We start from the raw sequence: 15,425 nt of genomic DNA on the forward strand, positions 1-15,425 counted from the left end.
TTAAGTTTTCATGACGTGAAATCGTTTGCTTTTAATGAAAAAGCTAGCAATTTTGCATAGGAGAACTAGCGCTAATCGACTGTTTTTAAGAATAAAACTAAAATAAGAGGCTCAATTTTGCTGAATTCATTCATTTTCATTGAATTGCATTGGAAAACAGTAAATAATATTGACCCGTTTACACGGGGCTTTTTTCTTTCGGAGGCACAATGCTTTACCGTCTAGCCAGAACTGGCTTTTTCCAACTTGATGCCGAAAAGGCACATGATCTTGCAATCAAAAACTTCCAACGCTTTAACGGCACTCCTCTCGATCTTTTCTATCGTCAACAATTACCAAATCGTCCAGTAGAATGCATGGGGCTTACATTCCGTAACCCAGTGGGTCTTGCTGCTGGTTTGGACAAAAACGGCGAATGCATCGAAGCGTTTGACGCTATGGGCTTTGGTTTTGTCGAAGTTGGTACTGTTACGCCTCGTCCGCAACCAGGTAATGACAAGCCACGCTTGTTCCGCCTAGTTGAAGCGGAAGGTATCATCAACCGTATGGGCTTTAACAACCTAGGTGTGGATCATCTGGTTGAGAATGTGAAAAAGGCAAAATACAACTGCGTTCTTGGTATCAACATTGGTAAGAATAAAGACACACCAATTGAGAACGGGGCAGAGGACTACCTGATTTGTATGGAAAAAGTGTACGAGTACGCCGGTTACATCGCCGTGAACATCTCGTCACCAAATACACCAGGACTTCGTTCGCTTCAGTACGGTGAAGCGCTAGATGAATTGCTAGCTGAACTCAAAGCGAAACAAGCCGAACTTGCTGAAAAACACGGTAAGTACGTACCACTTGCGCTAAAAATTGCACCGGATTTGAGCGATGATGAAATCAGCCAGATCTGTGAGTCTCTAATTAAGAACAACATTGATGGCGTTATTGCAACCAACACAACACTGGATCGCACAGTCGTTGAAGGTATGAAGCATGCAAACGAAGCGGGTGGTTTAAGTGGACGTCCGGTTCAATCTCGTTCGACAGAGGTTGTTCGTAAACTTCACGAAGAACTCGGCGACAAACTTCCGGTCATTGGTGTCGGTGGTGTTGACTCTTACGTTGCTGCAAAAGAGAAAATGATGGCAGGCGCGCAACTTGTTCAGGTTTACACTGGTTTTATCTACCACGGACCTGGTCTCGTACGCGATATTGTTAAAAATCTATAAGATCAATCGCTAAATCGTTGAGAAATCGACGCTTGTTACTAAAAAAGAGGAATTCGTTTCCTCTTTTTTTTTGTCCGTTCGTTTGTAAAATTTAAAAATCATGAGTAGGTAATTAAGCGTCTTACCTCTTATTACTGTTTAACTAGTCACAAGAGAACGGAATAATGCTTAAACCCAGCGACAAATGGAATTGGTATTTTGACGAGCAGAAAGCTTGCCTAATGCTGGATTTAGGGGAGGAAATGATTTTCCAAACCAATCTATGCCGAAAGCTGTTGGTCAATTGTGCCTTCTCAGACAATGAATTCACCGTTGATGACGCAAGCGCGTTCCAAACGTACAACGAACGAATCCGTTGTCTCGACATCAACGAATACCGTCAAGCCGAGCTTACGCTTTATTGTGTAGCCGCCAAACGCTTTCATAAGCCAGTCCAGCCTAAGAGCTGGTTCTTCGATGCCCAATGCGATGGGCACGAGCCAGAAGAAGGGGACATGGTCTTCCTAACAAACCGATATTCAGAAGGTGTGTTCGTCGTCCTAGAGCCAGGTGAAACATCAAGCCTGTGTGCTTATGTTGGACAGGAAGAGTTTCTGCTAGACGGCAACAAAACGCTCCAGTTTGGTCAACCGATTAAAGTAATGCATGATCGCATGGTCTGTGCTAATCACTTATTCATGATGGCACCGATGGCGATGGTGGGTTAGTTTCCTTTTGATTTTTTCTTTAATTTCGTTCCTTTGTTTGCATTAATCGACCGTACTAGGTCGATTTTTTTTGCCTAGAATTTCCCAAATCTCTCCCAATACACGCTCCAAACTCACCCTTAGGTTAGGGGATTTCGTATCTCATATATGAAGCAGCTCACTTTTATTTCACTTTTTTCATTTTAGCATCTCCTTAAATTAGGCAACTTGACGCCTAATATTTCACCTTTTATTCCCCTATATATTCATTTTGTAAGTAAATTACACACTCCAAATGGATTTGGTATAGACCAAATTTGCAGTAAATAAGTATTCACTTCTTCTATAGGGCTTGTTTTTATTAGGTAATGAAAAAGAGACGTATTTCTTGGTGACAGACGTTGTGTTTTTACTTTCAGCAGGATGGGTTGGTGATGGATTGCGCTAACAAATCGAAAAAGCCTTTAAAAACGAGGCATTGATCGTAAAGTCAGGTATAATCAAAGCCATTTTTTATCGACGAAAGAACACTATGAATCAATATCTCGCGGTAACTTCAAATGGCATGGAAAACCTGCTTGTTGAAGAACTGACTAAACTAGGCATTGAAAACGCCAAACCAGTACAGGCAGGCGTAAAATTTAAAGCAACGAATGAACAGATTTACCGTTGCTGTTTGTGGAGCCGCTTGGCGTCTCGATTTGTACGTGTTTTATCGGAGTTTACCTGTAACGACGACATGGACCTTTACCTGTCAACGTCTGCAATCAACTGGGTAAACCAATTCCATAGCTCAAAGCGCTTTGTGGTTGACTTCAACGGTACTAACCGCGAAATCCGCAACAGCCAATATGGTGCAATGAAAGTAAAAGATGGCATCGTAGACTGCTTTGAGAAGAAAGGGCTTCCTCGTCCAAATATCAGCAAAGAGCGTCCCGATATCCGCGTTCACGTCCGTCTACACAAAGATAAAGCAATTCTTGGTGTGGACATGGTGGGTAGTGGTCTTCATCAACGTGGCTACCGTCCAGAATCTGGTCGAGCTCCGCTGCGTGAAACACTAGCAGCAGCTATCATAATGCGTTGTGGCTGGGATGGTTCTCAACCACTTCTAGATCCAATGTGTGGTTCTGGTACGTTGCTGATTGAAGCGGCAATGATGGCAGCGAACATGGCACCTGGCGTTAAACGCAAACAGTGGGGCTTTGAAGCACTAGAAGACTTTGAACCAGAGCTTTGGGCAGAGATTAAATCAGAGGCAAATGTACAGGCTCGACGCGGTGTCAAAAAAGTTGACGCTAAGTTTTTCGGCTTCGATAACGACCCGAAAGTACTGAAGGTTGCACAAGACAACGCTCGTAGAGCTGGCGTGGAAGAACTGATTACATTTGCACAAGGTGATGCAGCAACTATTACTCGTCCAGCTGGTTTCGAAGCCGGCGTTATCGTTTCTAACCCGCCTTATGGTGAGCGTCTTGGTACTGAGCCTGGTCTGATTGCCCTATACACAGCATTTGGTGGCCAGCTAAAAGCAGAGTTTGGCGGTTGTAAAGCGTCTATCTTCTCTAGTTCAGATGAGCTACTAAGCTGTCTTCGTATGCGTGCGGACAAACAATTCAAATTGAACAATGGTGCGTTACCGTGTCACCAAAAGAACTACAGCATTGCAGAGCGCAGCGCTGACGAAGTGAAAGGCGCAGACACTAGCGTTCAGATCGCACCTGACTTCTCAAACCGTTTGAAGAAAAACATTGGTAAGATTGGTAAATGGGCTCGTAAAGAGAAACTAGACTGTTACCGTATCTACGATGCGGACCTTCCAGAATACAACGTAGCGATCGACGTGTACGGCGATCAAATCGTGATTCAAGAATACGCAGCACCTAAGAATATCCCTGAAGAAAAAGCCAAACGCCGTCTAACGGACATTATCCGTGCAACGATTCAGGTAACAGGCGTAGAAGCGAACAAAGTTGTACTGAAAGTTCGTGAGAAGCAGAAAGGCCGCAGTCAGTACCAAAAGCTGGGGCAAGTTTCAGAGACGCTTGAAGTGAACGAGTACGGCGTGAAGCTGATCGTAAACCTGCATGACTACCTAGACACTGGCTTGTTCTTGGATCATAAGATCACTCGTCGTCGCCTTGGCGAAATGGCACAAGGTAAAGATTTCCTTAACTTGTTTGCTTACACTGGTAGTGCGACAGTACACGCAGCCGTTGGTGGTGCTCGTTCTACAACTACAGTAGACATGTCTAACACGTACTTGAACTGGGCTAAAGACAACATGCAACTAAATGGCTGTGTGGGTCGCCAGCATCGTTTTGAGCAAGCTGACTGTCTACAGTGGCTTGAGAACGCGAAAGGTGAATACGATCTTATCTTTATTGATCCACCGACGTTCTCTAACTCTAAACGCATGGAAACCTCGTTCGATGTACAACGCGACCACATTAAGCTTATGACAAACCTTAAGCGTCTGTTGCGTGCTGGCGGTACGATTGTTTTCTCGAACAACAAACGTCACTTCAAAATGGACGAAGCAGGGCTTGCAGAGCTGGGCTTAAAAGCGCAGAACATTTCTTCTCAAACACTGCCTTTGGATTTCTCTCGTAACAAACAGATTCACAATTGCTGGTTAGTTACTCACGCAGAATAGGGACGGAACACTAAAAGGATGTTGAACGTGCTAACACTTTACAGCACTGAAGGATGCCATCTCTGTGAGATGGCGTTTGATCTCGTTGGTCAGATTGGCCTCGCCGAACAAACTCACGTCGTCGACATTGCGTTCGACGATGTTCTCTTTTCTCGTTACGGCGTCACGATTCCCGTATTAAAATATCAAGATTCTGAGTTGAACTGGCCGTTTGACTTAGAACAACTCACACATTGGTTGGATAATAATGGCATTACTTACCATTCATAACGCGCAACTTGCATTTGGTGATCACCCATTGCTAGACAAAGCGGAGTTCGCTCTTCAAGAAAACGAACGCGTTTGTTTAGTTGGTCGTAACGGTGCAGGTAAGTCCACGTTAATGAAAGTGCTTGCCGGCGACATTTTGTTGGACGATGGCAAGATTCAAATCACTCAAGACGTAGTTGTTTCTCGACTTGAACAAGATCCACCACGCAATCAAGAGGGTACGGTTTACGAATACGTATCTGGCGGTTTAGCTGAAATCGGCGAACAGCTGAAGATCTACCATGATCTTCTCGATCTTGTGGCTCAGGACCCAAGTGAAAAGAACATTAATCGTCTTGCTAAAATTCAAGAACAGTTGGATCACCTAAATGCTTGGCGCTTTGATGACCGTGTTAAGAACGTACTTGGGGCGCTAAAGCTAGACCCAGAAACCAAACTGACGGACTTATCTGGTGGTTGGCAACGTAAAGCAGCTCTGGCTCGTGCACTTGTTTGTGACCCCGATGTATTGCTTCTCGATGAACCGACTAACCACCTTGATGTGACAACCATCGAATGGCTAGAGAATTTCCTAAAAGATTTCAAAGGCTCAATCATCTTTATTTCTCACGACCGTGCGTTCATCAAATCGATGGCGACACGCATCGTAGACTTAGATCGCGGTCAATTGGCTTCTTTCCCTGGTAATTACGATCAGTACCTGAATGACAAAGAAGAGATGCTTCGTGTTGAAGAAATGCAAAATGCTGAGTTCGACAAAAAGTTAGCTCAAGAAGAAGTGTGGATTCGTCAGGGTATCAAAGCGCGTCGTACCCGTAATGAAGGTCGTGTTCGCGCCCTTAAAAAGCTTCGTGAAGAACGCCGTGACCGTCGTGAAGTTCAAGGCAAAGTTAACCTTAATATCGATGATGCATCGCGTTCAGGCAAGATCGTTTTTGAAGCAGAGAACGTCTCTTTTGCTTTTGAAGGCAAAAAGATCGTGGATGACTTTAGCTTCAACATCATGCGTGGTGACCGAATCGCCCTGATTGGACCCAATGGCTGTGGTAAAAGTACGGTTCTTAAATTACTTCTAGGGCAGTTAGAGACACAAGGTGGTCGTCTACATTGCGGCACAAAACTTGAAGTAGCTTACTTCGACCAGTACCGCGAAATCCTCGATCCTGAAAAGACGGTTATCGATAACTTAGCGGATGGTAAGCAAGAAGTAATGGTGGGTGGCCGTCAACGTCATGCGTTGAGCTACCTGCAAGATTTCTTGTTCGCCCCAAAACGTGCTCGTACGCCAGTAAAAGCGTTATCCGGCGGTGAAAAAAACCGTTTGTTGTTGGCTCGTATCTTATTGAAACCTAACAACTTGCTTATTCTTGACGAACCAACCAACGATTTGGACATCGAAACGTTGGAACTTTTAGAAGAAATGCTTGCCAATTATCAGGGTACGTTACTGTTAGTGAGTCACGACCGTGAGTTCGTAGACAATACAGTAACAACCAGCTGGATTTTTGAAGGTAACGGCGTAATCGAAGAGTTCGTTGGTGGTTATCACGATGCTAAACAGCAGCGTGATCAAGTTCTTGCTTCACGCAGTCAGGTTGAAAAAGCAACGAAGAAAGAGAAAGTGGTTGAGGAAACTCCCAAAACTACGCAACCTAAGAACAATTCGAAGAAGTTATCGTATAAGCTGCAAAGAGAATTAGAGGCTCTTCCAGCTAAACTAGAACAATTAGAGTCGGATATTGAGACGCTACAAGAACAAGTGAATGACCCAGAGTTCTTCACTAAACCTGTGGAACAGACTCAACCGGTATTGGAACAGCTCGCTGCAGTAGAGCAGGAGTTGGAAATCGCATTCGAGAGATGGGAAGAACTCGAAGCAATGCAACAGGACAGTTAAGAATTCAATGAATTGTAGTAACAAATTCAAATTAACCGCCGTCGCGATGATGGTTGGTACAGCAATGAATGCTAATGCAGCATTGTATCAAGTGCTTGAAGTAGAACCGGAATCAAACGGTGACGTCGTTAATTACGAAACCGCTTATGGTGTTGCGATCCAGCAAGGTGATGTTCAGGATGTTGGAACTGGAGCACCATTTGTCCATGGTTGTTTTGATTCTGCAGCAGGCTGTACGCCGGAACAGTTTAAATTGGCGATGGAAACCCGTACAACACCAATCTCTGCAGGTGAGGCGGTAGACGGTGTTAGTTATCGCGAAGAAGTTCCTTTTGCAATGGACTCAGGTTTTTACTACGTACAAGAATACGATGATTTTGAGCGCTACTGCTACAATGAGCGCCGTTACTCAACGTGTGAATCTTGGGCTTCTGTTCATTGGCAACCTTGGAGTAAAGAACTAGGTAAAGATTTCACGACAAATGCACTAGCGTTTGTTGAAGGTGACTCAAATGCTTACGATAACAAGTACAACAACGTTATCAACAGCCTTACTGCTGAAGGTGAACCAGTTGGTAACCAGAGTGTAGTAAGCGATGCTGACTCTTCTGAATTGGAAACAAGAAACACGGTAGTAGCTCCAGTGCCTCCAACTATCGTACCAAGTAGTGATGAGGCTGTCGTTGTTGCGAGCCGAGCATGGCGCACCGATGGCACATTTACAGTGGGTAGCATCTCAGAACAAGCAACGAACGATAATGGTACACACCATACATCTAAAGCGGCAATTTGGGACTCAACAGGAACGGTAAGTCAGGTTGATTGGCCTAGCAACACTTCAAAAGACGGCGAGCGTTTAGCGCAAGGCAGCATGCGTGGTGTTGTTGAGGATGGAATTACTGTATACGGTGTCGGTTACAACACTTACTCTGATGACAACTACATGAACGCAACAGTCTTTGTTGGACAGTTGACAACGCCTGGTGAAATAACTGGCGTCGAATGGACCAACAAACTCGTTAGCGGTGCTCAACAGCGTATTGATGGCGATACAGTGCATTCAAATTCACGTTTGACAGATGTTAACTCTAACTTTGTCGCTATTGGTGAAGCTAAACGTTCAGGTGCTTATTTGATGCCAACGGGCGCAGCTCCAAATCGTCTGTTTGTTGTTGACGATGTGACAGCAGAGTCAGTAAGTGCGTTCTACCCAACTACTGATATCTTTTTCAGTGGTGCAGGTGGCCATATGGGCGCTATCAACTCATATAATGAGATTGTTGGTCAGCTAGACGCAGAAACAACTCGAGAAGATGAAGGTAAACCTCGTCGTAAACGTGGATTTATTTACCCATACACGAAATCAGGTGACCCTGTTAGCGCTCGTGCATCTGATTTGTTCGAAGGTAAACCTTGGTTCTTGGATAATCTAACGAACGGTGGTGATTTCTCTGCAGACAACAACGCGTTCCGCATCATTAATGCGACAGACATTAACGATGCTGGCGTTATCTCAGCCACCGCAATGAAGTGTGAAGGTGGGTATAAGAGTACCGACCATAACGCGTCTTGTGATGGTACTGAAAAGATCGTTGCTGTTAAGTTGATGCCTATTGCCGGTGCCACTTCGGCAGATATCCAGCAGAGAAGTATCGAAGACGAGGCTTCTGAGCGCGAAGGTGCTGGCCTTGGTTGGTTGGCTTTGACCATGCTTGGCTTGTTTGGGTTCCGTAGAAAATAGTCAGTAATTTTTAAATCAAGCAGAGGCTCACAGAAATGAACCTCTGCTTTTTTTATGCCTTGAGAAAACGCGTAATTTGATCGATTCTTATAAGTGGGGTCATAAAAACTCCATCAAAGTTTCACAGTAACAGTAGTACGTTTGTAAATGGACCTGTATGAGGAATTAACTATGAAGAGACAAAAGCGTGATCGCCTAGAACGAGCTCAATCTCAAGGCTATAAAGCTGGGTTGAATGGAAGGTCTCAAGAGGCTTGCCCATATCAACAAATTGACGCTCGGTCGTATTGGTTAGGTGGTTGGCGTGATGCCAGAGATGAAAAACAATCTGGTCTCTACAAATAACTCTCCACATACAAACATAAGGATTTGAAAGGGCTCGTTAAGAGCCTTTTCTGCGTTTGGTCGATAGGAGTATAGGTATCTAGATAAAGATAAAGATAAAGATAAAGATAAAGATAAAGAAAAGGCCCCTTAAAGGCTGTCTCTTGATCACAAGTCTAGTGATCAAGAGACATTGCGAGCTCGTAGCCTTCAAGGATGGTTTGCAGTTTAAACCATCCTTCCCATAGTGCCTTTATTGAAGCTCTGCCCGTCCTCTTGGTATCTTTCCAACCGCCTAATTTAGCAAGATTTCTGTACGCCCAGCTCATATCGGGTACTTCTTTAGGTAATGTCTTGCTTTCTAGTTTCAACCACAGCAGCTTCCAAGCTTTTGTGCCCAAGGCCTTTTCACAACTTTCTGTTGATAGCTCATCAACTTCTTTAATGAAACGTAACGCCAATAAACGAGTCGCAACAAAGGCATAGATGACACTTAACCTCTCTAAGTTACCTTTACTTTGGAGTCTTAGTGACTCCACATCCGTACCTTCACTTTTCCAGACTTTATGGAAGTCTTCAATCAGCCATCGACGCTCGTAATAACCGATAATTCTCATGGCGTCTTCAGCGTTGTTTATTGGCTCCGACGTCAAGAGGTGCCATGCTAACTTGTCTTTTGATGCCCCTTGCTCAAGGCAACCAACATAATAAACAGGTATGCCTGCGTGCTCTTTTTTGTTTGCCGGAGCCTTTAATGTCACCTGACCATATTTAACGTCAAGCTTTACATCTCTCGCTTTTCTCCCTCCTTTTTGGGGGATGGTAAGCTCCTTTGTCTCGACACTTGGTAACGCTTGCGCATAGTCGTAAAGCTTTTGAGCGTGTTCTTCTAGACAACGACTTTGCATTGAGCGAACGACAAAGCGCTGCTGATGTTGACGTTTATAAGTTAAGTATTCGAATAGGTCTGCTTCTCGGTCACAGACCGAGATAACATCTAACATCTTATCCCCTAGGCGCTCAACGACACGGCGAGAAGCTTGCTCCCATTTGTAACTCTCTTTCTCCTCGTAAGGACGAGTCGCGTGTTGGTGCTTTTGCCCACGCTTAGTAATATCTCGGCTCCATCGTTGTTGCTCTATAAGACCAACAATGGTCTGACTTTGTGGTGCAAAAAGTAACGTCGAATGTACATGGAGAGCTCGGGTTCTATTGCCTTGATTCGTGTGCCCGAGCTCTTCTTTTATACTTCGATGAGGAAAACTGAGCGTTGTTGTATCTTCAAGCGCAAGTAATTCTTCATGCTCTTTAGCTCGGGATACGGTTGATTGAAAGCCAGCTTCAGCGATGTCTTTTGCATCGATGTTTTCATTACGGATAAAGCGATATGCGCCTTCCATATCGGCGGGAGAAAAAGGAAGTTTAGCCACGGAGACTCCTGGTTGATTAGCAATGGAAGTCGCTAAACTGATGAGGCGTTGTGTTCTTCGAGGATCTTTAAGTTGTGCTTGTCCAAATTGTTCTTGCGCCCAAAGTTTAGCGTCTGAGTGTGTCATCTTAGTGTTTCAGTAAGGATTCTTAAGTGATCAGATCGCACACACTTGAAAGAGTTCAAAAAAAAATCCCTAAGCTACAAGCTTAGGGATTTGTGTATAAGAGACAGCCTTAAAGGAGCCTTCTAAAATAATTCAGAGTAGGAGACTAGAAGCTTGAAGTGTCTTGGAACAAGCCCACTTTCAGATCTTTTGCTACGTAGATTTCTTTGCCATCTACACAAACACGACCATCAGCTAGACCCATCACCAATTTACGGTTAACGACACGCTTCATGTGGATCTCATAAGTCACTTTTTTCGCTGTTGGTAGGATCTGACCAGTAAATTTCACTTCGCCAACCCCTAGAGCACGGCCTTTACCTTTACCGCCAACCCAACCTAGGAAGAAACCAACAAGCTGCCACATTGCATCAAGGCCAAGACAACCAGGCATTACTGGGTCACCAGGGAAGTGACAATCGAAGAACCAAAGGTCTGGAGTAATGTCCAACTCTGCTAGGATCAAACCTTTACCGAAATCACCTTCAGTCTCAGACATTTTTGTGATGCGGTCCATCATCAACATGTTTGGTGCTGGTAGCTGAGGACCTTGTGGCCAAAGTTCACCTTGGCTAGAAGCTAGAAGATCGTCACGGTTGTAAGAATCACGTTTGTTTTGCATTATCAATTACTCCAATTTTTGATAGCTGCATCTTAGTGAACACGTGTACGCTAAACAACTCCGATCAGTACTAGACAAACCAGTTTTTGATGCGCTCCACAATTCCGACTGGATGCTCATGTCTTTCAAAGTTTTCAATACGTTCAGCAATTTTACCGATGATGCTATCGTCTTCACCACGGAACGGTTTAGACATCAGAATAGGAATCGCCTCATCAACAGTAGAAACTGACCAAATATGGAACTCACCATTCTTAATGCTTTTTATGACATCTTTATGTAGAGCGAGATGTTTTAGGTTGGATTTAGGCATGATTACGCCTTGCTCACCCGTAAAGCCCTGGTGTTTACATACTTGGTAAAAGCCTTCAATCTTCTCGTTCAAACCGCCAACGGCCTGTACACGACCAAATTGGTCGACCGCGCCAGTAACAGCGATCTGCTGGTTGACCGGAGACTCAGATAGGGCACTCACCAAACAACAAAGCTCTGCTAACGAGGCGCTGTCTCCGTCGACTTCACTGTATGATTGTTCGAATACGATCGATGCTGAGTAAGGTAGAGGCTCATCTAGGTTCAGAGCAGAGCTTACAAACGCTTGCATAATCATCATGCCTTTAGCATGCAGGTTGCCACCAAGCTCTGCTTTACGTTCAACATCTGAGATATCACCATCACCGAAGTGAATAACACAGGAAATACGTGCAGGCTCACCATAAGAGACAGGGTGTCCAGCCATATCAATGACAGTGAGGCCATTAATTTGACCGACTTGCTCGCCAGTTGTTTCAATGATCACTTGTCCATCAAGGATATCGTCTACTGCGCGTTGTGGTAGGTACGATTCACGATAATATTTGTCATCAATTGCCTTATCAATATCATCAAATTCGATCACAGAAGCATTTGAATACTGACTAGCAAGTGCCAGCAATTGGCTATGCCACATGACTCCTAGTGGTAAATAGTGTTGATCTTCGGTGTAACGCATACCAGCGAGAATAAGCCTTCTAAACGCTTGAGAGCTCAACGCTGGATATTGATAGTGTTGACATACCCAATTAACTAGACCGATGTAACTACGCAGGCTTTCTTCGGAAAGATGGATATCTTCTTCAACCTCGGTATACATGGTAATACCAGCCGAGAAGTCTTCGTCAACGTACTCAATTTCCGCTAACTGATTGCGATCCCCCGTTATAACAAGCTTTACATCGTACACTTGGCTGCCAAGCGGAGAAGACGCGATACGATTAGGTGTCAAATTAGCAGGTGCAAAGCTTCCACCTTGAATGGCTGCTTTAATACTTGGCCATCGAGCAGCATTCGCCAAAACTAAGTTTGCTGGAACAATAAGGTAACCACCATGTGCTTTGGCGATTAAACCTGATTCAAATGTTGTTTGTCCATCTAGATTGACGCTATAACGATCGAACAGCTCTTTTGCGTCCAACGATTCTGTAACAACGACAGGAGTATCTGTCGTCGTTTGCAAAGCGTCACGGATAAATCCGCGATAAACCGAGTTATCCGTGCAGTTAACTAGCAGTATGCGAGTTAGGCCTCTCACATTGACGAATCGACGGATAGTCGCTTCCAGTCTTGGTTGTAAATCAATAAATGACTTTAGCGGGAGTGAAGGAGCGTTGCTCAGAATTTCTTCGTACTGCTCAAAATAGGGGGTGACATCTTGCCAGTTAACTTGGTTCATTCAAATTCATCGTAATTTAGTCTTGTGCGCATTATAGCGAAACGATGATCAACTCCCTAGTAACAATTTGACCTATCCAAAAATTCTGCAAATTCAGTTGATTAAACCTTCGATAAATGAGTGATCAACATCGATACTTTTATGAGTTTTAATTGCTGAATCTGTGCATCTGGGTTACGCTGTCACCATATGCGCACTAAGGGTCGGAAGGATGAAATATCAGCAGCTTGAGAATTTAGAATGTGGTTGGAAATGGAAGTACCTCATCAAAAAATGGAAAGATGGTGAAGCCATCACTCGATACATTGATACGAGTGAAGCTGATGCTGCTATTGCCAAACTACGAAAGTTAGAGCATGAGCCAACACAAGTGCTAACTTGGATAGAAAATCACATGTCAGAAGAGCTTAATAATAAGCTCAAACAGGCAATTCGTGCAAAGCGTAAACGTCACTTTAATGCTGAGCAAGTACACACGAAAAAGAAGTCAATTGATCTTGATTACCGAGTGTGGGAAAAGCTCTCAAACCGAGCCAATGAGTTAGGGTGTACATTATCAGATGCCATCGAATACCTTTTATCAGAAGCTTCACGAAGTGAGAAAGCAAGTATGAAGGTATCATCTTTGAAAGAAGATTTGAGTAAATTGTTGTCCAGCTAAGGAGTATCAAATGCTTTATGTAATATTGATTGCTGCTGTTGTCATTTTTTGGCTTATCGCTGTAGATAGACCCGTCTTAAAGGTTAAATTCGAGAAAGGGCACATATCTAACGTGAAAGGTCATATTCCACCTTCTTTTAAACACAACCTGCAAGACATCGCTGAGCATGATCCCTTCGATGGTGAGATGAAAGTCTACAATCAACGTACTGGTATGCGGTTAACTTTCTCTAAAGAGGTCCCTAAGAAAGTCCAACAGCGTATTAGAAACGTATTCCCTCACCAAGGTTTTAAGTCGACTAAAGGCAAAAAACGAGCTTAAGCATACTATCAGTTACTTGTTCATGTTAAACGGGGCGCATTAATTGCGCCCCGTTTTTATATTAACTAAGTCAGTGAGTTAGAGTTTTAGCTTTGACTAACTATAAAAGGTAACTCTATGCGATACACTGTCACGTTTTTGCTTGTGTTATTTAGTACATCTGTTGCTAAAGCTGACGACTCACAGACCAATCCCGTAGCGAACAAAATCAAAATAGAACTTCAAAAGAAAACCAACAGAAAGTTTGATGGTTATTACGGTTATTGTGACTTGATGATTGAAATGGAGCACAAAGGCAAGAGCGCCAAGATCAAAAAAGTAAACGGAAGTGGCGATAAACGCGTATGCCAGTTCGCTAAGTCAAATGTGAAAATTGGAAAACGTTATCGCTATAAATTCTCTGAAAAGTACATACGATTACACATAACAACGGGGGATTAGTATTTGCTAATTACATTTCGATAAGTTCGAATCGTTTATAACTGGAATTAATATCACATTTCGTTTACTGCATGTGGCTTTATAGATAAACTTGCCGACAGGAAAATAAAACAACGTTAGGAATATCAGTTTGTTGCTCACACAAAAAAATTACACACAAGAAGCAATGGACATCGCAGCCAAAGTATCGAAAGAAGTAGAACTTAGGCATGCAAAATGGCTAGCAAGCATGAACCACCAAGTGGACCAGTCACAGGTGGACAAGCTTCTCAGTTTACAAGGACGCTATTGCGACGACGTCATCTTCAGTGAGGAAGACCGAGTTACACGTAACCAAAGAATACTTCTCATGTGTGAACAAGAGAGAGTAAAAGAAAAGCGGCAGGTTGTTGAAGATAGGCAGAAAACACTGCAAACAGTGATCAATGACGTATCTAAAGTTGCCGAGCGAATGTTAGGGAAAAAGCTAGAAGCTCTACCTATTGATAAATTAAAAGATGACGCTTTTGATGTGAAAGAGTTACGACGTCACATATATATTTGAAGCGACCACGTTTGGTCGCTTTTTTATTGCCTGAAAAAGAGAAACCCACAGATTATAAATCCGATTTCGTTGGTTTTTTAAAAATGACTAAGCCTTTAGTGACAATGTCACTTAAAGAAATGAGCAATGTTAGAAGAACTGACGCCAAGTTTTAAAATTATGACGGAGCTACTTATCTAATCTTGAAAGCATGTTTCTAAGGCGATGGATTCCCAAGGTGCTTCCAGAATCTTGAAATTGTTTACTGACATGAGTGATACAACATAGGACGTGAAAAATAAAGTGCACCTTCAAACATCACCGATGATACCGAATAACTACCAAAAGAACAGATAAAGAATAAGTTGGCTAAACAAACTAGTGCAAGGTCAGCATAAGAACAAATAACGAAGAACTAGAACAATTGGTAAATTAGATTTAGTGAAACACAAAACAGAAACAGAGCTGTTAGTTGTCACGCTGATCGCAACGAGAACCCAGCGATTCGTGGTATGTGGGAAAACATAGCAAAAAAGTATAACGGGCTTGGATTGACTGGAATTTCAATGGTTTGTGATGGCTTAGCTATGGTGATTTCGAGTCCGTCAGAATCATTATTACAGTGCGCATTATATGTGTTATGTTAAATTTAAAATGATTTGTATTGTGTACACGCCTGAATTCTTGCCTACCAAATATCAATAAGTTAGATGAGTTGCCAAGAAAGTTGACATGGCGAAACATGGCGAAATCTCT

General features: G+C 43.3%; 13 protein-coding genes and 2 pseudogenes. 12 read left to right on the forward strand and 3 right to left on the reverse strand.

The features are described 5' to 3' along the window. The first annotated feature begins 209 nt into the window (after positions 1-209). The 7 genes from pyrD (at position 210) to rmf (ending at position 8,815) form a co-directional block, all read left to right on the forward strand. Positions 210-1,220: a quinone-dependent dihydroorotate dehydrogenase gene (gene pyrD / locus KJB05_RS09240; protein ID WP_208445563.1), complete on the forward strand. Its 1,011-nt coding sequence runs from the start codon at positions 210-212 to the stop codon at positions 1,218-1,220. 164 nt (positions 1,221-1,384) lie between these two features. After that, positions 1,385-1,927: a cell division protein ZapC gene (locus tag KJB05_RS09245; RefSeq protein WP_005426674.1), complete on the forward strand. Its 543-nt coding sequence runs from the start codon at positions 1,385-1,387 to the stop codon at positions 1,925-1,927. Positions 1,928-2,438: 511 nt separating this feature from the next. Continuing rightward, positions 2,439-4,562, forward strand: a complete 2,124-nt coding sequence (rlmKL, locus tag KJB05_RS09250) for a bifunctional 23S rRNA (guanine(2069)-N(7))-methyltransferase RlmK/23S rRNA (guanine(2445)-N(2))-methyltransferase RlmL (RefSeq protein ID WP_208445564.1) — start codon at positions 2,439-2,441, stop codon at positions 4,560-4,562. Positions 4,563-4,580: 18 nt separating this feature from the next. Continuing rightward, complete coding sequence (locus tag KJB05_RS09255; RefSeq protein WP_082245649.1) at positions 4,581-4,832, forward strand: glutaredoxin family protein; 252 nt, start codon at positions 4,581-4,583, stop codon at positions 4,830-4,832. After that, complete coding sequence (locus KJB05_RS09260) at positions 4,810-6,729, forward strand: ABC transporter ATP-binding protein (protein ID WP_208445565.1); 1,920 nt, start codon at positions 4,810-4,812, stop codon at positions 6,727-6,729. Before KJB05_RS09255 ends, KJB05_RS09260 begins: the two co-directional genes overlap by 23 nt. A gap of 7 nt (positions 6,730-6,736) precedes the next feature. Beyond that, positions 6,737-8,470, forward strand: coding sequence for a DUF3466 family protein (locus KJB05_RS09265; RefSeq protein WP_208445566.1), 1,734 nt, complete (start codon positions 6,737-6,739; stop codon positions 8,468-8,470). Positions 8,471-8,641: 171 nt separating this feature from the next. Beyond that, the gene (gene rmf / locus KJB05_RS09270; RefSeq protein ID WP_005532367.1) at positions 8,642-8,815 is read left to right on the forward strand and encodes a ribosome modulation factor; all 174 of its coding nucleotides are present in this window, start codon (positions 8,642-8,644) and stop codon (positions 8,813-8,815) included. A 155-nt stretch (positions 8,816-8,970) separates the two neighbouring features. On the opposite strand, the gene KJB05_RS09275 is transcribed toward rmf, so the two are convergent. The 3 genes from KJB05_RS09275 to KJB05_RS09285 form a co-directional block, all read right to left on the reverse strand. After that, the gene (locus KJB05_RS09275) at positions 8,971-10,350 is read right to left on the reverse strand and encodes an IS4 family transposase (RefSeq protein ID WP_213053077.1); all 1,380 of its coding nucleotides are present in this window, start codon (positions 10,348-10,350) and stop codon (positions 8,971-8,973) included. 145 nt (positions 10,351-10,495) lie between these two features. After that, positions 10,496-11,011 (reverse strand): bifunctional 3-hydroxydecanoyl-ACP dehydratase/trans-2-decenoyl-ACP isomerase, encoded by a 516-nt coding sequence (fabA, locus tag KJB05_RS09280; protein ID WP_005440057.1) that lies wholly within the window; start codon positions 11,009-11,011, stop codon positions 10,496-10,498. A gap of 70 nt (positions 11,012-11,081) precedes the next feature. Further along, complete coding sequence (locus KJB05_RS09285; protein WP_208446428.1) at positions 11,082-12,722, reverse strand: Lon protease family protein; 1,641 nt, start codon at positions 12,720-12,722, stop codon at positions 11,082-11,084. A 211-nt stretch (positions 12,723-12,933) separates the two neighbouring features. Between KJB05_RS09285 and matP the strand changes: the two genes are divergently transcribed. From matP to KJB05_RS09310, 5 genes and pseudogenes are all read left to right on the forward strand, one after another. Next, positions 12,934-13,383 (forward strand): macrodomain Ter protein MatP, encoded by a 450-nt coding sequence (matP, locus tag KJB05_RS09290; RefSeq protein ID WP_208446427.1) that lies wholly within the window; start codon positions 12,934-12,936, stop codon positions 13,381-13,383. Between the two features lie 10 nt (positions 13,384-13,393). After that, on the forward strand, positions 13,394-13,705 hold the full coding sequence (locus KJB05_RS09295; protein WP_009706121.1) for a DUF3634 family protein: 312 nt from the start codon (positions 13,394-13,396) through the stop codon (positions 13,703-13,705). 117 nt (positions 13,706-13,822) lie between these two features. Further along, positions 13,823-14,146, forward strand: coding sequence for a hypothetical protein (locus KJB05_RS09300; protein ID WP_038894164.1), 324 nt, complete (start codon positions 13,823-13,825; stop codon positions 14,144-14,146). A gap of 130 nt (positions 14,147-14,276) precedes the next feature. After that, positions 14,277-14,639: pseudogene (locus tag KJB05_RS09305) on the forward strand (hypothetical protein); the annotation flags it as partial. Between the two features lie 503 nt (positions 14,640-15,142). Next, positions 15,143-15,316 (forward strand): annotated as a pseudogene (locus KJB05_RS09310) (DUF3693 domain-containing protein); the annotation flags it as partial. Between the last annotated feature and the right edge of the window lie 109 nt (positions 15,317-15,425).

It is taken from the genome of Vibrio sp. B1ASS3, assembly GCF_905175355.1.
GTDB classification, from domain to species: domain Bacteria; phylum Pseudomonadota; class Gammaproteobacteria; order Enterobacterales; family Vibrionaceae; genus Vibrio; species Vibrio owensii.

What these genes read in the sequence shown, in the direction of transcription:
- matP (WP_208446427.1), top strand. Translation starts at nt 12,934, where the DNA reads ATGAAATATCAGCAGCTTGAGAATTTAGAATGTGGTTGGAAATGGAAG.
- KJB05_RS09255 (WP_082245649.1), top strand. Translation starts at nt 4,581, where the DNA reads ATGTTGAACGTGCTAACACTTTACAGCACTGAAGGATGCCATCTCTGT.
- KJB05_RS09275 (WP_213053077.1), bottom strand. Translation starts at nt 10,350, where the DNA reads ATGACACACTCAGACGCTAAACTTTGGGCGCAAGAACAATTTGGACAA.
- KJB05_RS09300 (WP_038894164.1), top strand. Translation starts at nt 13,823, where the DNA reads ATGCGATACACTGTCACGTTTTTGCTTGTGTTATTTAGTACATCTGTT.
- KJB05_RS09295 (WP_009706121.1), top strand. Translation starts at nt 13,394, where the DNA reads ATGCTTTATGTAATATTGATTGCTGCTGTTGTCATTTTTTGGCTTATC.
- pyrD (WP_208445563.1), top strand. Translation starts at nt 210, where the DNA reads ATGCTTTACCGTCTAGCCAGAACTGGCTTTTTCCAACTTGATGCCGAA.
- fabA (WP_005440057.1), bottom strand. Translation starts at nt 11,011, where the DNA reads ATGCAAAACAAACGTGATTCTTACAACCGTGACGATCTTCTAGCTTCT.
- KJB05_RS09285 (WP_208446428.1), bottom strand. Translation starts at nt 12,722, where the DNA reads ATGAACCAAGTTAACTGGCAAGATGTCACCCCCTATTTTGAGCAGTAC.
- KJB05_RS09245 (WP_005426674.1), top strand. Translation starts at nt 1,385, where the DNA reads ATGCTTAAACCCAGCGACAAATGGAATTGGTATTTTGACGAGCAGAAA.
- rlmKL (WP_208445564.1), top strand. Translation starts at nt 2,439, where the DNA reads ATGAATCAATATCTCGCGGTAACTTCAAATGGCATGGAAAACCTGCTT.
- KJB05_RS09265 (WP_208445566.1), top strand. Translation starts at nt 6,737, where the DNA reads ATGAATTGTAGTAACAAATTCAAATTAACCGCCGTCGCGATGATGGTT.
- KJB05_RS09260 (WP_208445565.1), top strand. Translation starts at nt 4,810, where the DNA reads ATGGCATTACTTACCATTCATAACGCGCAACTTGCATTTGGTGATCAC.
- rmf (WP_005532367.1), top strand. Translation starts at nt 8,642, where the DNA reads ATGAAGAGACAAAAGCGTGATCGCCTAGAACGAGCTCAATCTCAAGGC.